Source organism: Oscillatoria sp. HE19RPO, from assembly GCF_024220515.1.
Lineage (GTDB): Bacteria > Cyanobacteriota > Cyanobacteriia > Cyanobacteriales > Laspinemataceae > Laspinema.
Genome location: NZ_JAMXOT010000185.1, coordinates 1 through 21543, shown reverse-complemented (window position 1 = coordinate 21543; position 21543 = coordinate 1). Strand labels below are relative to the sequence as shown.

6 protein-coding genes are annotated in these 21543 nt (G+C 47.5%); 3 read left to right on the top strand and 3 right to left on the bottom strand.

From position 1 onward, the window contains the following. Positions 1-185: 185 nt before the first annotated feature. The 3 genes from NG833_RS17270 to NG833_RS17260 form a co-directional block, all read right to left on the bottom strand. Complete coding sequence (locus tag NG833_RS17270; RefSeq protein ID WP_254566525.1) at positions 186-5957, bottom strand: non-ribosomal peptide synthetase; 5772 nt, start codon at positions 5955-5957, stop codon at positions 186-188. A gap of 590 nt (positions 5958-6547) precedes the next feature. Beyond that, complete coding sequence (locus NG833_RS17265; protein ID WP_254566524.1) at positions 6548-12091, bottom strand: ATP-binding sensor histidine kinase; 5544 nt, start codon at positions 12089-12091, stop codon at positions 6548-6550. A gap of 859 nt (positions 12092-12950) precedes the next feature. Beyond that, entirely contained in the window at positions 12951-13883 is a 933-nt protein-coding gene (locus NG833_RS17260) for a cation diffusion facilitator family transporter (protein ID WP_254566523.1), read from the bottom strand. A gap of 122 nt (positions 13884-14005) precedes the next feature. Between NG833_RS17260 and NG833_RS17255 the strand changes: the two genes are divergently transcribed. From NG833_RS17255 to NG833_RS17245, 3 genes are all read left to right on the top strand, one after another. Further along, positions 14006-14365 (top strand): hypothetical protein, encoded by a 360-nt coding sequence (locus tag NG833_RS17255; protein ID WP_254566522.1) that lies wholly within the window; start codon positions 14006-14008, stop codon positions 14363-14365. Positions 14366-14556: 191 nt separating this feature from the next. Further along, positions 14557-17586 carry a TylF/MycF/NovP-related O-methyltransferase gene (locus NG833_RS17250; RefSeq protein WP_254566521.1) on the top strand — a complete coding sequence of 1010 codons (3030 nt, stop codon included), beginning with the start codon at positions 14557-14559 and terminating at the stop codon, positions 17584-17586. A gap of 11 nt (positions 17587-17597) precedes the next feature. Beyond that, a complete protein-coding gene (locus tag NG833_RS17245; protein ID WP_254566520.1) occupies positions 17598-21386 on the top strand; it encodes a glycosyltransferase in 3789 nt (1262 codons plus the stop codon). Positions 21387-21543 lie beyond the last annotated feature (157 nt).

The following is a 21543-nucleotide window of genomic DNA, read 5'->3' as shown; positions in this document are numbered from 1 at the left end:
AAGGTCTATAAAAACCCACACCCTAAAGGGTGGGGCTATAGGGACGAAGCCCGCCTGCGCGGGCTAAAGAGAAAACGGACTTTTACCAACCGGATTTGGTATTATCCTCAAGGGGAGCAAAATAGAATGAGTACCCCTTGAGGAATGGGGAAATTACAGAGGATAAAGGGAGGCAGAACTTAAGCTCATGATTTGTGCTGTTGTTTGAGGGTTCTTTGACGTTCGAGGGCGGCTTTTTGCTTTTGAGCGCGGGTCATGGAACTCTCCTTGAGCCGATCGCCCGGGTGGGGTAGACCCTCCGATTCCTTCATCGGCATACTTTGAGAGTCAACCCCCGATCGCCGGTTCCGCAAACCCTCTGACAAGGCGGCGATCGTCGGATACTGAAACAGTTCCACCATTGAAATCTCTGTCTTGAGCACCTCAACCAACTGACTATGAACCCGCGCCATACTTAAAGAATGTCCACCCAGGTCAAAAAAGTTATCCTGAACTCCCACTTGCTCTAAGTGCAGCACCTTTTGCCAAATGGTGGCGATCGCCTGCTCCATCTCACTTTGCGGGGGCAAATAAGGCTGTTCTGATTCCCGCTGTCCTACCTCCGGTTTCGGTAGTCCCTTGCGATTGACTTTGCCATTGGGCGTTAAAGGCAGCGCATTCAGGAACAGGAAACTCCCAGGCACCATATAAGCAGGAAGTCGGTCCTGGAGATAGCGGCGCAGAGTCCCGGACAGAGTGCGATGTAGCACCTTAGAAAATCCCTGCTTGTCCAGAACAGACTCTAATAGCGCTTCAAGTCGCATTTGCGCTGAGGGTAGGAGGGTAAAATCAAGTCCCGCCTCACCTTGCTCACACCAGACCACTTGTGCATCAACCCAATCTTGACCCAGGGGATGTGAGGACCCGAACCGGAGGCGGACCGACGTACCGGGTTGACAAGGCGGCAGTCCCTTTACCCCAATCCCGCCTCGGGAAATATTTTTCGTAGACAATTTCACCGGCGAATCCCCCGGCAATTCCACCCAACATTCCGCCTGGTACGGAACGCGATCGGGGACGGAACCCGACACCACATAAGCAACCAACCGCTGCTCACCAGGGATATCCTCCCGAACCATCACCACTGCCGCTTTGACATCAGGATGTTGGGCGAGCGTTCCTTCGATTTCTCCCAATTCAATGCGAAACCCGCGAATTTTAACTTGATCGTCAATGCGTCCGAGAAACTCAATATTGCCATCGGGAAGATACCGGGCCAGGTCGCCGGTTTTATACAACCGCGCCCCAGCTTGCTCCCCAAAAGGGTTAGGAACAAAGCGACTGGCGGTCAAATCGGGACGGTTCAGATAACCCCGTGCCAGTCCATCACCCCCGATATAGAGTTCTCCGGCAACCCCGAGCGGCACCTGTTGCATCTGAGCATCCAGGAGGTAGAGTTGGGTATTGGCGATCGCCCGTCCAATATGCGGGGGTCGGTGGCCTTGCTCCGTTGCCATCACCACTGCGGATGTAGTAACGACAGTGTTTTCCGTCGGCCCATAATTATTGACCAGCTCAAACGGTAGGGATTTAGCCGGATAGTGATGAAGTTGTTCCCCGCCGGTGAGTACCGTTCGCAACGGGATATCACTAGGCCAATCCAAGGACAACAGACTCTCCGCTAACGGGGTCGGCACAAACGTAATCGAAATCCCCCTTTGTATCAGCCAGTTGCGAAGTTCTAGGGCCGAAGTCCTCGTGGATTCCGGACAAATATAAACCCCTGCGCCTGCGGTTAGATAAGGCCATAGCTCCCAAACTGAGGCATCAAATGCTGGACCCGCTAACAAAGTCGCCCGATCGCTGGGTAACACCCCAAAGCATTGATGATGCCAAACCACCAGATTTAACAACGATTGATGGGCAATCTCCACCCCCTTGGGTTGACCTGTAGAGCCGGAAGTATAAATTACATAAGCTAAGTTATGAGAGTTCATCGGAACCGCGAGATTTTCCTGACCCTGTTGAGCAATTTCTGCCCAATCCCGGTCCAGACAGATTAACTCTCCCGAGTGTTGGGTCATCGAACTGACCCACTGTTCCTCGGTTAACAACACCCTGACTCCCGCATCTTTTAACATGAAGGTCAAACGGTCCTGGGGATACTCCGGATCTAACGGTAAGTAAGCTCCCCCCGCTTTTAAAATCCCCAGAATTCCGATGACCATCTCTAAAGAACGGTGGACACAAATCCCCACCAGCACCTCGGGTCCTACACCCAAGGTTTGTAGGTAATGGGCGAGTTGATTGGCCCGTTGGTTCAGTTCCCGATAAGTGAGTTGTTCCGCCTCAAATCCCACCGCCACGGCATCCGGACGCTCCTGGACTTGCGCCTCGAATAGCTCGTGAATACAGGTTTCTCGGGGATAATCAGCCTGGGTTTGATTCCAGACTCTCATCTGCTGTCTTTCTTCCGGTGGAATGAAAGATAATTCGGCGATCCGTTGTTCTGGATGCGCCACAATCTCTTCGAGTAAGGTCTGAAAATGCCCGATTGCCCGGGCGATCGTTCCCCCATCAAACAAGTCCGTGTTATATTCCCAATACCCAAAAATTCGGTCGTCTCGTTCTTCCAGATGAACCGATAAATCCAGTTTTGCTGTCCCTGGATCAACATCAAGTTGGTTAATCGTCCACCCCAGATCATTGGCAGGCATTTGGGGTTGCAGAACAAACATGACTTGAACTAAGGGATTTTGACTCCCCAGACGTTCCGGCTTTAATTCGCTGACCAAATAGGAAAAGGGGACCTCTTGATGGGCGTAAGCATCCAGGCAAACCGCCTCAACCCGAGGCAGCAGGTCCCGAAAGGTCGGATTGTCTGACAGGTTGGTTCGTAAGACGAGGGTGTTGAGAAAATACCCGATCAGATTTTCGATTTCGGGGCGATCGCGACCGGCTGTGACGGTCCCCACACAGATATCGTCCTGTCGGGTATAGCGATAGAGCAATGTCTTGAATGCCGTCAGCAACAGGGTAAATAAAGTTACCCCTTCCTTTAAACTCAGGGCCTTGAGTGCCTCGCTCAGGGGTGGCGACAGCATCAGATACTGTTTCGCTCCCTCGAAGGTGGCGGACCCGCGATGGGGTCGGTCCGTCGGCAGTTGCAGGGTTGGCAAATCTGCAAGCTGCTGTTTCCAGTACGCCATCTGTCGCTCCAAGATGTTCCCCTGAAGCGCTTCTCGTTGCCAAACGGCAAAGTCAGCATATTGCAGGCTTAATTCGTTCAAAGGAGAGGGTTTCCCACTGGAAAACGCGGGGTAGAGTGCCGCCAGTTCCGGTAACAACACCTCGTAGAGAGAAACCGCATCAATAATAATGTGATGCAGGGTGATAAATAATCGGTAGTCAGTTTCCCCCAGTTGGATGACGGTCCCTCGCAGCAAGGGACCTTTGCTCAAGTCAAAGGGTTCACGAGCTTGTGCCGTTGCGATCTGTATCGCTTTCTCCTCCCGTTGCCACTCCGAGAGTTCTTGTAAGTTAATCACACTCAGGGGCAGTTTTAGAGGGGGATGAATCACTTGCACCGGCTGTCCATCTACCGCCTGAAATGTGGTTCTGAAGATTTCGTGACGCCGGATAATTTCGTGAAAACTGCGCTCTAGGGCCTCTAGGTCAATCGGTCCGCTCAGATAAACGGTAATGGGTTCGTTGTACATGGCAGAGTGAGGTTGCCATTGATGCAGAAACCACAGTTGCGCCTGAGCAAAGGATGCAGGCAAGAGCCGATCGCGCTGTACCGGGGCGATCGCCTCACCCAGCCACCCCAATTCCTCTTGAGGAATGGTGTCCAACTGTTTCGCCAGTTCTGCCACCGTCGGCGCATTAAACAGCGATCGCAGGGGTAAGTTACATTGAAAGGCTTCGCGCACCCGCGAGACAACTTGGGTCGCCAGCAGAGAATCTCCCCCCAACTCCAAAAAGTTATCATGCACCCCAACCTGTTCCACATTCAGCACTTGCGCCCAAATTTGAGCCACAATTTGCTCCGTGGGGGTACTGGGTAACTCGCCCTTCTCTTCTAGTATCCAGGCATTGCGTTGCGGTGCCGGTAGCGCTTTGCGGTTGACTTTTCCATTCGGGGTCAAGGGTAAACTCTCCAGGAAGACAAAGCTAGAGGGCACCATATACTCCGGGACTTTTTCACCCAGGAACCGGCGCAGATTCCCCGAGAGGGTGCGCTGCCACAGGCTATAAAATCCAGCAGTTTCTAACAGATGGTTGAAGCTCGTTTCGACGATCGCCTCCTCCGATGGAGTCAGTTCCCATTGAATCCCGGCTTTGTTGCCACGACACCAGGCAATCTGTCCCGATAACCACTGCGGTTCTGAACCTCCCGGTAATGCCAAGCCTAGTCGGATGCATTGACGGGGTTGCCAAGTCCGAGGAACTCCGACGACTGCCAGTCCTCCCCTAGAGAAGTCTTCGGTTTGGAGGGATATCCGCTGTTGGTCGGGGCCTTCCACTAGGGCTGTACAGTCGTAGGGGAGGCGATCGGGCATGACGGTACTGAGGATATAAGCCACCAGGCGTTTACTCCCCGGGACATCTTCGCGATCGATCACTACCGCTTGCCGGACATCGGGATGTTGGTTGAGGACCGCTTCGATTTCCCCAAGCTCAATGCGGAACCCGCGAATTTTTACCTGATTATCAATGCGTCCAATAAACTCAATATTCCCATCGCTGCGGTAGCTGCCCAGATCTCCGGTACAGTAGAGACGCTCGGAGGTTTGGGGATGGGTAATGAAGCGGGACTGGGTTTTGGCTTCATCGCGCCAGTAGCACCGCGCTAATCCCACTCCACCGATATAAAGTTGTCCGGGTACGCCTTCGGGACAGGGTTGCAAGGCTTCATCCAAGACATAGAAACGTTGGTTTCTCATCGCCTGTCCGTAGGGGATGCTTTTCCAACTGGGGTCAATGGTTTCGATGGGATAAAGAATTGACCAGATAGAGGCTTCCGTTGCACCTCCGAGTCCAATCACCTGGACTCCAGAAACCAAGGCTTTGATTTGTTCCGGCAAGCTTAGGGGAATCCAATCGCCGCTCATGAGGACGACTCGCAAGGAGGCAGGCAGAGGGTCCGGTTGGCCGCTAGTGGCATCGATCGCCATTTGCATCAAGGCGGGTGCCGAGTTCCAAACCGTAATCTGCTGTTGCACCATTAATTCGGCCCAGTGGTGAGGGTCCGGGGTGGGTGAAGGGTTTGGCATCACGACGGTTCCACCGGCGATTAACAGGCCGAAGATATCATAAACGGAAAGGTCAAAACAGAGGGAAGAGACGGCTAAGACCCGATCGCCTGGGCCAATTTTAAAGCGATCGTTGATATCCACCAGGGTATTGAGGACGGCCCCATGCTCGACGGCCACCCCTTTCGGTTTCCCTGTAGAACCGGAGGTGTAGATAATATAGGCCAAGTGATCCGGCTGCACAGCACTGACGGGATTTTGGTCGCTAAAGCTGGCAATCTGGGCCGATTCTTGATCCAGACAAATTACCTGGGCCTGATGGTCCGATAGTTCGTTCCCCAGTTGACTGTGGGTGAGTAAAAAACCGGCTTGGCTATGCTCTAGCATGAAGGCCAGCCGGTCTCGGGGATAGCTCGGATCCAGGGGAATATAGGCCCCCCCAGCTTTGAGAATGGCTAACAGTCCGATTGCCATCTCAATGGAGCGATCGAGACAGATGGCGACCAGCACCTCTGGCCCAACGCCCAAACTTTTCAAATAATGGGCGAGTTGGTTTGCCCGATGGTTGAGTGTTGCGTAAGTTAAGGATGCCCCTGCACAGAGGATAGCTGTTGCATCCGGAGTAGACTCAACTTGCTCCTCAAATTGTTGATGAATACACCCTGTTGTCCACTGTTCGCTCATGTTATGTTGCCTTGCCCTGACGATTAATTCTCTGCCCATCGAACATCCCCCTGACGAGGGGTTTTGATAAGTAGTTTTACTGAATTTTTGCTGATTTCGGAAGATGATTACAGAGGTTTCTCCGCATCAAACTTCTTAACTCTCAAGGGAAATCCCGGGATGCGATCGCCTCACCCAGATTCCAGACAATTCAGGAATAACTACGGGATTTAACGAGCCTGATTTCCGTAAAACTACTTAACTTCATGCCCTGAATTTATTAATTTTGCACTCCTGGGTAATAGTGACTCCCTTCGGAAAAATCATCACCGGGGTTACCGATGCACTTAAATCTCCTGGGGGTGATATAAATTTTAGACTTCCCTGATTTTCAAAAAAAATTAACAGCTTTGGCAAATTTAATCCTATTTTGAGGGTTGACAAATTAGGAGGATGATATTAGTATTGATTATTTATTAAAATTATTAAACCGCTTGTCTATATCCAAAAAGGGGAGTTCTTGGATACCGACAAGCGGTTTATTCATCTCCAATTCAGTTTTTAAAAGTCTCTTTTCTCTCTATCCCAGTACCGAGGGGGGCCTTTGTCCCGCTCAGTCTGGACCCTTGCTCCTCTCGGCTTTTACAGGCTCACGCCAGGGATTGAGGGGAGAGTTTGAGGGGAATGGCGATCGCAAATTCGGACCCTTCTCCCATAGTGGAAGAACAATCCAGGTGACCCCCATGTTTTTCCACCACAATTTGATAACTGATGGACAAACCTAAACCCGTCCCGGACCCCACAGGTTTAGTGGTAAAGAAGGGGTCAAATAATTTAGAGAGCACCTCATCAGTCATCCCGGTGGCATTATCAGCAATCCGAATCACCACATCATCTCCCTCAATAGTCGTGGCAATCCGAATCACCGGCAGGGAGTCGGGGTTCAGGGGAGTAGACATATCCCCATGACTCTGTTTTCGCTCTTTTTCCTCTAACGCATCAATCGCATTACTGAGGATATTCATAAACACTTGGTTGAGTTGACCCGCATAACAGGTGACCAAGGGTAAGACCCCATAATCTTTCTCTAAGGCAATCTCTCGGCAGCCCGGTTTTTCTTTGAGGCGATGGCGCAAAATTTCCAGGGTACTTTCAATCCCTTCATTAATATCAACTTCTTTGAAGTCAGCTTCATCCAAGCGAGAGAAGTTCCGCAGCGATCGGACAATCTGCCGAATTCGCTCGGCTCCAACCTGCATAGACGTCACAATTTTAGGAAAGTCCTCTTTGAGGAAATCCAGTTCTATCTCCTGAACCAGGTCCTGAATTTCCTCCGTCGGTTCTAGGTAGGTTTGTTCGTAGAGTTCCAGGAGATTCAGTAAGTCCTGGAGATATTCCTCCCCATGAATCAGATTCCCATAAATAAAGTTAACCGGGTTATTAATTTCATGGGCAACCCCCGCTACCAACTGTCCCAGACTGGACATTTTTTCCGTTTGAATTAATTGGGTCTGGGTTTGACGGAGCTTTTTCAACGTTTGTTGGAGGTCTTCATTTTTTGCCTGCAACTCCAGGGTGCGTCGTTCGACCTTTTCTTCTAAAGTATGATTGGCCTCTTCTAACCGTTCTTTCGCAGAAATGAGTTCCGTCTTAGTCAACTCTAAGTTGCCATACAATCGCGCATTTTTAATCGAAATTGCCATCTGAGAGCAGAGCATTCTCAAGACTTCTACTCGACTCTCCGTAAAGGCATCAGGGGTTTGGTTATTTTCCAAATAAAGCAACCCAATCAGGTTACCCTGATTGAGGATTGGGGTACATAACAGGGATTTAGGTTGGCGGGCTTGAATGTAAGGGTCTGCCATGAAATGCCCATTTTTAGCCGCATTATTTAACACGATCGTTTCGCGGGTTCTGACCGTGTAATTCACCAGAGAAACTGGAACAACCTCACTGCTGTGCAGGGGCATTTCTAATCCAACGATGACTTCCATTGGATTGACAGTTCCTTGGGCTTCTATATAGAGCTTTCCGTCTTTGTCTAAAATGAAGCAACTCATTTGGGCCCCGGCACTTTCCATGACAATTTTCAGGAGTTTTTCCAGCAAATTATCAAATCTGATTTCATCGGCTAGCGCTTGAGAGGCTTTCATCACCGTTGCCAAATCCAATGCACCCGTTGTCAAGTTGGTGGTAGAAGTGGTGGTATGAGTGCCATCACTGGTGTTGAGGTTGAGGTCTCGAACTCGTTTTTGCGAGGAAAACTCGGGATAGCGCGACTCTAATTCCTGGACTTTTGCCATTGCACCCCAACGGAGATAGGCCGCATAAGCATCAATCAGATAAATTCGGGCAATTTTGGAGCGTCCTAACTCGAAATAAAACTCTGCCGCGCGTTCATTGGCGATCGCCTCTTCTTGGATATACTCTTGGTCTCGCGCCGAGGCGATCGCCCGGTCATACAGGTCCATCGCTTCCACAGTCCGCCCCAAAACCCGCGCTTTCTCCGCTTCGACTAACTCATATTTATGTTGGAAGTTAGCCGGTGCATTTGCGGCCCAATGCTGCATTTTATGCTGATTTTCCTGGACTTGCTGCAAATATTGTTCCTGTTCTTGGAGGGAGACCCGGGGATAGGTAGCCAGCAGAGAGAGCGAATAATAAAAATTATGTTGAACCCCTAGAACTAAGCCCATCACAGCCCCGGCATAGTCCGCTGCAATGGTCGCATTTTCAACCGACTTTTGCGAATGATTAAATAAATAACTCAGAATCCCCTTGGCCAAATAAGTCATAAACAGTAAGGTGTGATTCTGGATTTCTTGAAATAGAGGAATTATTCTCTCTTCATTAAAAATTTCCCCGGTTAAACTGCAAGAGTCCTCAGAACTGTTCTGCAATTTTAGGGTGAACTGATTCCAAATTTTGAGATAATAAATTGGATACTCTTGTTTTAATTTCTCGACTAAAACAAGATATTGATTTTGCTGTTTGTTCACCTTTTCCAGAGATTCACCGATCCACAACAGATTAGAACAATAGGTAATCACACAATTGGCCGAAAAAACCAGGTCCCCTGTTTCTAAACCACTTTGAGTTCCTGCAACCAAGTCGCTCATGCTATATTTAATAGGCTCTTTCCAAGGTCGGATAAACCCGTTAAATAATTGGTAGACCTTGGATTTAAAAGAATTGGCCTTAAATTTATCGAGCAGTTTTAAAGCGATTTGGCCCGAAAAATATCCAGCATCAGCTTCATCCATGACGGCACAAAGCAGCATTCCATACAGCGCATAGGCGTAGGGGGCCAGCGGTGAATGACCATATTCAATACAAAACTGGATCGTGGTTAATATAATTTGTGGAATCATTTCTGGCCTTGCCAGGTAGGCTGGAGCAGCAAGACTCATTAACAGGCGCAAACCGGCTAATCGTTCGGGATCGCTTAAGACTGGATAATGATCTAAATCCTCTAACTTCGGCAGTTCAATTTGCCAGTTCCCATCGGTGGGGATGGCAGATAAAGTGACCCCCAATTCTTCTAAGGCGTGCAATCCGATCTGGATTGCCTTCACAAGATGGTTTTGTCCCAGTGATATCTGCATTTGCAACTCGTACACTTTGACGCGATCGAGTCGGTTCACCGCATTCTTGAGTACGGTTTCAGCAAGAAGGGCGGATTGGTGATAGTTGGTATTTAAGTATTCAGCTTCTGCCGCTTCTATATACAGATCTAAGCTGAGGTTATACTCATCTTCCCAGGATGTTACCCCAAGCAGTCCGATTCCAAAATTCAAATACTCAACAGCGGTTTCATAGGCCGTCGCTTCCTTAGCTTTATGACCGGCAATCAGGTTAAATCGCGCTAGTTCTAAAGGAGAAATCGTCTCTCCTTTGAATAATTGGCGGGACTTGATAGGGTTGTGGCTAATGAATTCTATTCCCCGATTTAACTGATTGACGATATCAAAAATATTGGCCTCGATTTCATCCGATCCAATCTTTTTGAGTAACTGGTGGCCCAGTTTGAAATGGGTGATTTTTCGGTGTTCTTCGGGAATCAGAGCATAAGCCGCTTGTTGGATGCGATCGTGCAAAAACTTGTAAGTGACCGATTGAGAATAGGGATAAGCATCTTGTGGACTGCTGATGTCCAAAATGGCGGGGTCTAAGAGGCGATCGCCCATTGCCAAGCCGATTTTAGAACTATCACCGACTGGCAAAATTAACCCCACCTGCATCGGTTTCCACAACTGATCCGCTGTAGTTGACTCGGATTGGTCCGTGGCGATCGCCAGCACATCTAAAGTAAACCGATTCCCAATACAAGCCGCTACTTTTAACACCTCTTGGGTTGATTTGGGCAGTTTTTGAATATTTCTCGTCATCAATTCCACCACATTCAAATCCGTAATACCCCGGCTTTGAATTTGCTCAATATCCCACTGCCAAATTCCTTCGTGATAATCAAAAATTAATAATTGGTCATCATAGAGAGATTGGAAGAGTTGCGTCAAGAAAAAGGGGTTCCCTTGAGTTTTAGAGCAGAGTAAATCTGCCAAAGACTTGACTTTCGCCTTGTCTTCCCGAAGGGTATCGGCAACTAATGCTTGAACGTGAATTTTATCCAAATTCTGTAGCGCCAACTGATACACCACTGTTCCGGTTTTTTTCAGTTCCTCCACCGTTATCATTAAGGGATGAGTGGCATCCACTTCGTTATCCCGATAGGCAATTAAAGCCAGCAAATACTGACTATCCAGATCCGTAATCAGCAATTCCAGTAACTTCAAAGAGGCGGCATCCGCCCACTGCAAATCGTCCAGAAATAACACTAACGGATGTTCCGGTTGAGTAAAAACCTGCACGAACTGCTGAAACACCCGATTAAATCGATTTTGGGTTTCCATTGGGGGAAGTGCAGGCACAGCAGGCTGTTTGCCCATAATCAATTCCACTTCAGGAATCAGTTCAATAATCACTTGACTATTCGGACCTAATGCCTCTAACAGTTTCTCTCGCCATGCCTCAACCCGGGCTTGCGTTTCCGTCAAAAGCTGCCGCACTAAATCAGAAAATGCTTTGACAATAGCTGTATAAGGAATCGTTCGCTGTAAGGGGTCAAACTTACCTTCAATAAAATACCCCCGACATTGCACAATGGGTTTGTGGATTTCATTGATTACACTGGTTTTTCCCATACCAGAATAGCCGGAAACCATCACTAACTCTACACTTCCAGCACAAGTATTTTTGAAAATTGACAACAGTTTAGCGACTTCTTTTTCCCGCCCATACAGCTTCTGCGGAATAAAAAATCGTCCCGACTTGTCCTGTTTTCCGGCCTTGAAATTGGTAATTCCTCCAAAATAAATTAATTGATTCAAACAGATTTCTAAATCTACCTTCAGCCCTTGAGCACTTTGATATCGCTCTTCAGCGGTTTTTGCTAACAGTTTCATCACAATATTTGAAACCGCTTCGGGAATCTCTGGATTTAACTGATGAGGAGGGATAGGCTGTTTGGCAATGTGGGCATGAATCAGTTCTAACGGATCGTTGGTTACAAAAGGAAGTTGACCCGTGAGCATTTGATAAAAGGTGACGCCTAGGGAATAGAAATCACTGCGATAGTCGATCGCCCGATTCATCCGCCCCGTTTGTTCCGGGGACATATAAGCGAGGGTCCCTTGCAGTGCATTCGGGTTGGCGATCGCCTGGTGCTCTCGATTCAGGCGCGAAGCAATACTAAAATCACTCAGTTTAACCTGTTTGGTAACGGGATGAATGATAATATTTTGAGGTTTGATATCCTTATGGATAATCTGATTTTCATGCAACTGTCCCACCACCTCTGACAGTTGAATCCCAATGTTTAAAACCTCCCTAACCTCCAGGGGTTGACCCGCCAAAAAGTCACTGAGGTCTTTTCCGCAAAAGTCTTCTAAAATCAGGGTGAGTCTATTTTCAACCTTTTCCAAATCATAGGCTTTAATCGCCCCTTTCAAATCCAAAAATTTAGAAAATTCGTATTCTTGTTTTAAGTTAATAACCTCCTTCAGGCTAGGATGCTCATTTTTTAGAACCTTCAAAATAACCGGAGTTTGATCTAAGGTCCTCTGCCCTCGATAAACTACCGTATCCTGACCTTCATAAATTTTTTCTAGCCTTTTGTATTTACAAACAGTATTCATAATTTTCATCCAATCTTAGAAAAGGGTGGGTTATTCTCAACGTTTTTCTTACCGGTTTGGCTTGGCCCTGCCCTATTCCGCTACCCGATGGAGACGCATTGAACCCCAGATAGAATAGATAATTAGCCGGTCACGAGTCATAGAGTATGTTGCAGTCTAGTTTGTCTTTTATTGAGGAAGTTGGGACAAGGGAGGGAATATCAACGGGGTTTGTACCATAATGTCTGCTAATCTGCAACAAATTAGGTCCAAAAATTGGGTTTTCTCTTTTTTATTTAATAGTGGCTCAACGCTCTAGCGTAGATTAATTATTTCAAGAATCATGTTTTTTGTCTATGATGAAAATACTGATTTTTTAGTCGTTCTTCTCAAGCAAACTATAAATTTGCCCAGGTAAAGAATGAGGATATAGAGGGTCTCAATCTGGAATGAAAGTTTTCAGGGGCTGCTCAGGTCTCTCTGGCGGTGTCAGTGGAGAGAGATTGAAGCAGTCCCGATGAAAATAGAAAACCGGGCCAAAAATCAGAACTCATCGTCTCGCTTACAGTCCTTTCACCGCATTGGCCCCAACTCTCCCCCTGGAGGTCTGTCTGTTCAAGGGGAATCTCTGCCTGTAGCCGAAAGCCAGCTTCAATACACCCCAAACTGAGGGAACTCAATCCAGACCGCAGGTTTCTGCATCAATATTTCGGATAAAAACACCCCACTTTTTGAGAAACCAGGAAACCAGGAAGCGTTTTAATTGTTGGGGAAAACTGGCAAAAATCTGTGGAAAACTGACATCAATCTGTGGAAAACAACAGATTGTTTAATCGAAATTTCCAAGGGAAGTGGTGGGGTCGATCGCCCAGTAGAGGCATTATTCCAGGGATTCAGGAGAATCCGGCGCATAGCTAATCTCTGGGGATTGGTAGCTAGGCGGTTCGATGTGAATCAAAATCCGGGCCGGGGAAAATCGCCCTTGTAACCGCGCTTCGACTTCCTCGGTAATGGCATGAGCGGTTTCTACATCATTGGCATCAACAATCAGATGCATTTCAATAAAAACCTGACGTCCGACCACACCACGAGAGGCAATATCATGGCAGTTGAGCACTCCGGGAACCTGCATCGTAATTTCGTGAATCGCCTCCGGGGCGATCGCCATTTTATCCACCAACCAAGGTAAATTATCCGCCAACACTTCCCACCCACTTCTAAACACCAACAAGGCCACTGGAAAGGCTAACATCACATCCACCCATTGCAACCAGGGCCAGCGACTGGCAAAAGTAATCGCAATTAACCCCCCCATCACCATAATGGTCACCCAAACATCGCTCATGGTATGTTTGGCATCGGCAATCAGAATACTGCTGCCAATTCGCCGACCCACGGTCCGTTCATAAAAGGCGACAAAGATATTGATTCCCAATACAATCAGCAAAATCCACAGTTCTCTGGCGGAAACTTCCACCGAGGTTCCATCCCCAAAGAAAATGCGCTCGATCGCACTGCTGAGAATTTCAAAACAGGCTACCCCCAAAAAGGCCGCAATCCCCAAGGCCCCCAAGGCATCAAACTTCTGATGTCCATAAGGATGTTCGCGATCGGGATGGGGAGAGGCGAAATGATTCGTCACCAATCCCAAAATATTATTGGCACTATCGGTGACGCTATGCAGCGCATCCGCCAACAAACTCAAGGAACCCGTCAAGGTCCCCACCACCGCTTTAATTCCCATCACAACCAAATTTAAGCCTAGGGTAATCAGGAGTACCCGGCGAACTTCAACCCGATTATCTGTAGCCACGGATCTTTCCTTATGTAACCTACAAAAATTGTAGGCCATTCGGTTTATGTGAAAGTTAACAGATCCCAATGTCCCCCTTCCCCCTTACCATAAAGAAACCGAATATTAAAAGTAGATCCCTCATGTCTGGTTCTCAACTCACCCTAAATTTAGTCGAGGGTTCCGTCTCGTTTCGGTTCTCTCCCGAAGCAGCGCGGGACTTGCAGGCGGCCATCAACGACCTGATGCAGCAGCTTAAAGCCGTCGCATCGAAAGCAACCCCCGGTGCCGGTGCAGGTAAACCCACCCCCCAGAAACCGATGGAATATCGTTCTACCGGGGATGTGTTTTTAGAAATTTTCTGCAATCCCAATATTTACCCCACTCCCTTTGCCGCCAAGGTGCTGATTACCCTGCGCGACGATCGCATTCGCCTGAGTACGGAAGCAGAACTCACTCGGTTAATCGAGGACCTCAATCTGTATTTAGAACAGGTGGGTTAATTGCATCCTCACCCTGAGTCACTGGTTTTGAGGATAGGAACCGGACTTAGCCATCCCTTGGATTGAGAGTAGGGGCAGTCAATCAACTGCCCTGATATCTTAGGTTTAAATTCCCCCATAGATCTCAGTCATCAGCGGTGAGTCGAGCCATTAAAGATTTTTTATCCCGGAGTTTTCCAGTCAGCCGTAACATGAAACGAATAGTCATTTTAGATACTTGGACTAACAATACTAATTTAGGAAATAAAATTATTGTAGAAGCCGTCGAACGGGGCCTCCAAGAAATTTTTCCTCAAGATTTTTTTTATCGAGTTCCCGCCCTCGAATATATTCAAGCGGGGCGCTCTAAAATTAACGAGGCCGATTATGTCTTTCTGGCTGGTACGAATCTCCTCAGTTCTAACATGGAAGCAACCAGTCAATGGTGTATCAACCCTCAAGAAAATTTTTGGCAAAATAAAGTTATTTTAATGGGACTGGGCTGGTGGCAATATCAAACCCAGGAAATCAATGATTATACCCGGACTCTGCTCAATTCCGTGCTGCATCAACAAGCGGCTCATTCCGTGCGGGATGATTACACCGCTCAAAAATTGCGTTCATTAGGATTTAATGTCATCAATACGGGCTGTCCAACCCTCTGGTGGTTAACGCCAGACCATTGTGCGGGTATTCCCACTCAAAAAGCAGCCCAGGTACTTTTAACCTTTACCGAATATAACCAAAATCCTCAGTTTGACCAAATTTTATTTGATATTTTAGCTAAGAATTATTCTAAAATTTATTTTTGGCCCCAAATGTATGGAGACTATGAGTATGCCCAAAAAATTGGGGGGAGTCGCCTGGTTTTCATCGAACCGACTTTAGAAGCTCTGGATGAAGTTTTAAGTTCTAATCAAGCCTTGGATTATGTGGGAAATCGTCTCCATGCTGGGATTCGCGCCTTACAACACCAGCGCAGGTCAATTATTGTTGGCATTGATAACCGGGCAGTGGAAATGGGCCGGGATTTTAATTTGCCGATTATAGCTCGCCCGAATCTTCAGACTCATTTAGAAGCCTTAATTCATAAAAACTGGACAACCGAAATTCGGTTAGACTGGGAGGCGATTAACAACTGGAAACAGCAATTTGAAACAACCGCGTCCAGAGAGGAAGGATTTATCGCTAGGAAAAGACTACAGGACTTACACATGAATGCTAAATCATCTGTAGAAGCGATTCGCGAATCGCCCCTACATTTAGGGGGTGAGCGAAAAATATGCGTAAATCCTGGACTAGAACAGACTCAGGAATTGAGTCATGGCCAAGGATCTATTCATCCGGTGGTGGATGGAGAGAGTTTAATCCAGAACGCCTTAGCACAACTCAACGCAAACAACAATCAAGAGGCTTTAAGACTCTGGGAACAGGCGATCGCCACTTCACCGGATCTCCCAGGGTTACAGTATGGAAAAGCCGTTGCTCTAGCGAGACTGGACCGGCGTTCCGAGGCTATTTCCACCCTCAATCACCTGTTATCTACTCTTCCCTCCCATCCCAAAGCGCGGCAACTCCTGACGGAACTTCAGCCTAAAAACTCGGCTTCAGATTTAATGAAAGCCGCCCAAATTAAGTTAGAAAACAACCAAATTCAAGCTGCCTTTCATGAATTAGCAAAAGCCAAATCATTCCGGCAACCAACTCCAGGTTTAGATTACCTGCGAGCCATTTGCTTTATCAAGCTCAATCAATTGGAGGGAGCCAAAGAAGCCTTAAACGAAGAATTGCGATATTTCCCCAACAATACCGAAGCCCAAACCCTGCGCGATCGCCTTTTATCCCAACTCTCCCCTCACAATTCTGCCCCCATTGATGACCCAGAATTCCAAGAACTGCTCCGGATCGTTCGCCCCTACACCATGTTAAGCGAACTCCGCCTCTATTCCCTATTTTCCCTTACCAAAACCCTCTGTTTACAAAATATTCCCGGTAATATTGTCGAATGTGGCGTCGCCGGTGGCGGGTCAACTGCATTAATGGCTGCTGTCATTAAACGCTACAGCAAACAACCCCGGTGGTTATACGCCTGTGATTCATTTGAAGGAATGCCAACCCCCACCGCAGAGGACAAACATCAGGGTATTCCCGCCGAAGCAACCGGGTGGGGAACAGGCACCTGTGCTGCGCCAGAAACCAGTGTTCAAGAAATTTGTACTCAACTGGGTGTGATTAACTGGGTCAAACTCATCAAAGGTTATTTCCAAGACACCTTACCGAAAATGCAAAATCCGATTGGGATGATTGCCCTATTGCATATCGATGGAGATTGGTATGAATCAACCCAAACTATTTTACATAACTTATATGACCGAGTGGTGAATGACGGGGTGATTCAAGTAGATGATTATGGTTACTGGGACGGATGTCGCCAAGCCGTTCATGAATTTGAAACCCAGCGTCAGATAAAATTTGAAATTAAACCCATTGACAACACGGGAGTTTGGTTTATCAAACCCGATAAATTCCCGGTTAACTCAAAATTAGAAGCGCAGATAATTTCTGAATTTGCCGAAGATGATCCCGTTGCTTATGGGATTGAAAGTCAAATGTCAGCCAATGAAAGATTTCAACTTTACTATACCCTGCGTCATCTCGTCCCCAAAACATCCAACCCCCTGCGATTTATAGAAATTGGTTCTTATGCTGGAGCTTCGTTATTTTTAACCTGGAAAACTTTAAAACGGATGAATTGGGCAATGGATGGATTTGCCGTAGAACCCGGGGGACAACCGCAATTTTATCAAGTGTTAAAACAGGTGCAACCGGAGGTCAGTCATTGGCGGTTATTTTCCCATCAAGCGGCAATAAAATTTCCCCAAATATGGGAAACCGATGGGAATCAACCCGGGTTTATTTTTGTCGATGGAGATCATAGTTATCCCGGAGTCAAGCAAGATATTCTCAATTATTTTCCCCTGTTAGCACCTGGGGGAATTATGATGTTCCATGATTATCTACCTGTCCTAGATGAGCACAATCGAGATGCGATTTTCTTCCATCATGGGAATCAGGAACCAGGGATTCGCCAAGCTTGTCAGGAGTTGATGGAAAATACTTATGGGTGTGAAGTTCTGGATATTCCCTTACTCTATCCCACGGATCCGACGCAAACTCAAGCGCATTTACCGATTATTCCCGGGGTATATTCAACGATTCGAGCCTATCGCAAACCTGCCTAGTAAAAAAAATCATGACTAAAATTCTTCATATTATTCAACAACTGTCTTTAGGCGGCGCGGCGCGTTCTTTAATTGCGACAGCAAAATACTCTTCAAAAAAGAGTCAGATTCAGCATCAGGTCATTTCGCTGCTGCCTCTGGATAGGCGGGCATTAGAACTCGCTCAAGAGGCTGGAATTTCGGTAATTAATGCTCCGGAACAAGCTCAATTAGTAGCGGAAATTCAAAGGGCTGATATTGTCCAGGTGCATTTTTGGAATGTTCCAGAACTGTATGAGTTTTTGCTGTCGAAACTGCCTCCCATGCGGTTAGTCATCTGGTTTCATATTGCTGGGGATAAACCTCCGCAAGTGGTGACGAAACCTTTAATTGATTATGCAGATTTTGCGATTGCTTGTAGTCCGTACACTTATGAAAATTCAGTCTTTCAGAGTTTGGCTCCTGAAGTGAAGTTGCAAAAAACCGGCATGGTTTATGGTGCAGCGGATTTCGATCGCTTGTCAAATTTGCAACCACAACCTCATAGCACGTTTAATGTCGGTTACATTGGGACGGTGCATTTTTCTAAACTGCATCGGAATTATGTGCCAATGAGCGCAGCGATCGCCATTCCCAATATCCGGTTTATTATCTGTGGTCCGGGGATGGGACAATACTTACAACAGCAAGCACAACAACTCGGGGTAGGCGATCGCTTTGAGGTTCGCGATTATGTGGAAGATATCAAATCCGTCATTGAAACCCTAGATGTTTATGGATATCCCCTTTGCGAAGATACTTATGCTGCTGCCGAATTAAACTTACAAGAAGTGATGTATGCCGGAGTGCCGCCGGTTGTTTTTCCTTATGGAGGAGTCAAACAACTGGTGGTGGATAACTATACGGGATTAATCGTTCGCAGTGAATTAGAGTACAAACAGGCGATCGAATATCTCTATCACCATCCCGAAGAACGGGTCCGATTAGGGCGAAATGCCAAAGAATATGCCTCCCAAATTTTTGGCGCAGAAATTGCGGCAAAACAACTCAATCAGATTTATGAAACCCTGATGCAGAGACCCAAACAAGACCGAGAATGGGGCGTTGATAGAACCGCTAATCTGCTGCAACAGACTGTTTCTTTCCGGGATATCATGGGAGCGAGTCAACCCCTTTCCGGCGCGGATTTATTTATTGAATCCTTGGGGGATACGGCACCACAATTTGCAACCAGCATGAGGGGACAAGCGTTAGAGGAATTATGGGCAAGTGACTCCAAAATTGCGTCTTCCTCTATCTTACTCGCGAGTTATGGTTCGGGAGGGATTTTACATTACAAAGATGCCTATCCCGATGATGGATATTTAAGATTTTGGTCCGGATTGATTCTGCAACAACAGCAACAACACGCGGAAGCCATCGGCGAATTTCAAAAGGCGACTGCCCTCGGATGTAACCATTGGCGCATTTTTTGGTACATTGCACAATCCGCTGCTCAAGTCAATAATATTCCTTTAACCCAACAAGCCTTAACCACCGTTTTGCAGAACGCCCCCGATTTTTCTGAAGCGCAACAACTGCGCGATCGCCTCGGATCTATCCCCCCCCAAAAACCTGCGATTCCCGCCTCTTCCAACCCGCTCAACACCCTCCAGCAAACCCGCCAACAACTGGCCCAGCAATGGTTAAATACCCCAACAGAACAATTACAATCTGCCTATTTAGGTGAACTGGGAACCGCCCACAAAACCCTCCTAGAGAGTGGCATCAAACATCACGCTAACACCCCCGATGAACAAGCACTCATCCGCCAACTTTCTGGGGGAATTGTCTGGGGATTGGATGCACCCAATGCCCTGCAATCCTTCATTGCTGCAACCCTCTATTGCTATCCCCATCAACTCCAGATTCCCTACACCAATGCACCGATTCCCAAATGGTTCGCCCAGGATTATCTCCAATTTATGTTTGCCACTCCCACCCTGTTCCACGAACCGGGAGAAGTCGAACAATATTATCGCTATTTCAAAGGTTGGATAGAATATGTCCATCAGAAAATATTCAGCAATCCTGACTCACCCCTCTGGCAAAGTGTCGCCGAGTTTTTCACCCAGGGAAATGCCAACTTTGCGCCTCTGTATTTCACCCGTGCCAACCTCAAATCTGTCTACAGCCAGCGAGCAGAAATTATTGAATTTGCCCTCAAGAATCGGGGATTTGAAGTCGATTATGTCTTCCCTCCCCGTTCGGCAAATCGCCCCAAAATTCGCCTGGGTATTTTGAGAGACCATTTCAATCCAGCAACGGAAACTTTGGCAACCTTGCCAGTTTTTGAGCATCTGGATCGCCAGCGATTTGAGATTGTCCTCTATGCTTCTTGGGTCAATGGCAGCCAACTGGAAGGATATTGTCAGAGTCGGGCCGATCGCCTGGTGAAACTCCCAGAAACCTTCTCAGAACAAGTCCAAACCCTCCGCAACGAAGACTTAGATATCCTGTTCATCGGCACCAATATTACCGAACTCAATAAACCCTTAACCGCCCTCGCCCAACACCGACTCGCCCGAGTCCAAGTCACCTCCATTGCCTCCCCGGTTACCACCGGCATCCGCAATATCGACTACTATATTGCCGGAAATTTAACCGCACCTACTAACACAAATTCAGAACAATACCGCGAGAAACTGGTCAATATTGAGGGTTCTGGATTATGTTTCCGATTCCCCCTCCCGGAACCTGCATCTACCGTTAATCCCACTCGGGCAAGCTGGGGCGCAACCGAGCAAACCGTGGTGTTTATGTCGGGGGCAAACTTCTACAAAATTATTCCCGAACTCACCGAAACTTGGGCCAAAATTATCGCCGCTGTTCCTAATTCTATTTTGGTCTTATATCCCTTTGGTCCCGCCTGGAATTCTACTTATCCGGCGATGCCGTTTTTGGAACGACTCCACCGAATTTTTGCCGAACATGGCATTGATAAACGGCGGTTAGTTCTGATTAATACTCTACCGAGTCCAGCGGATATTAAAGAATGCGTCAAACTCGCCGATGTTTATTTGGACTCCTATCCCTATAGTGGGGCAACTTCTTTGCTGGATCCGTTACAACTAGGCATTCCGGCGATCGCCTGGGAAGAGAATAGCTTAAGATCTCGCCAAGCTTCTGCACTCCTGAGGGAAATCCACCTAGCTGATTTAATCGCCCAGGACGAATCAAGTTATATCCAATTGGCGACTAAGCTGGCAACAAACCCGCAACTGCGCCACCACTATCGCCAGCAAATCCAGCAACAAATGCAGCAAAATCCGCCATTTTTAGATAGTGCTGCTTACGCCCAGAAAATGGGGAATTTGTTTGAGCAATTGTTTCAAGGGGGACAGACTTCTGCTGTAATGGCGAGTGCGATACCCACCCAAAGTCCCTCTAAACCCGTCTCTGTTTCTCAGGAATTTCTCAATCGTCTGATTGGTTGTGCCAATCTGTATTATATTGACCCGTCTGATGAATCTATTCAACGGGAATTGCTCCAACTGCGGCGAGAATTTGCGGAGTTGTGGTTGCAGATACCTGGCGATCGCCTCCGCGAATGCTATACCCAGCAACTCGGCAAAGCGCATCAAAGTGTCCTCAACAGTGGCATTCAAAATCATCCTTTACCCGAGACAGAACAGCCCTTTGTGCAGGAGTTAAGGGCTAAACTGACCCCCGGACTCCATGCGCCTTTGGGGATGAATGCAGTCCTAGCTTTGCTGTTATACCAACAGCGCGATCGCCTCCCCCAATTAACCCAACCTTTACCCGATTGGCTACATGATTAATTGGAATTAATGGTCCCCCACTATATAGCGCGTTTAAATCATTTTGGCATGGAGATAGCGAGCATCTTGCTCGAACTCCACGGCTCTCGGGGGTAATACGGAATCCGGCATTTAAAGGTCTATAAAAACGGCTTGTAGGGGCGCAATGCTTGCGCCC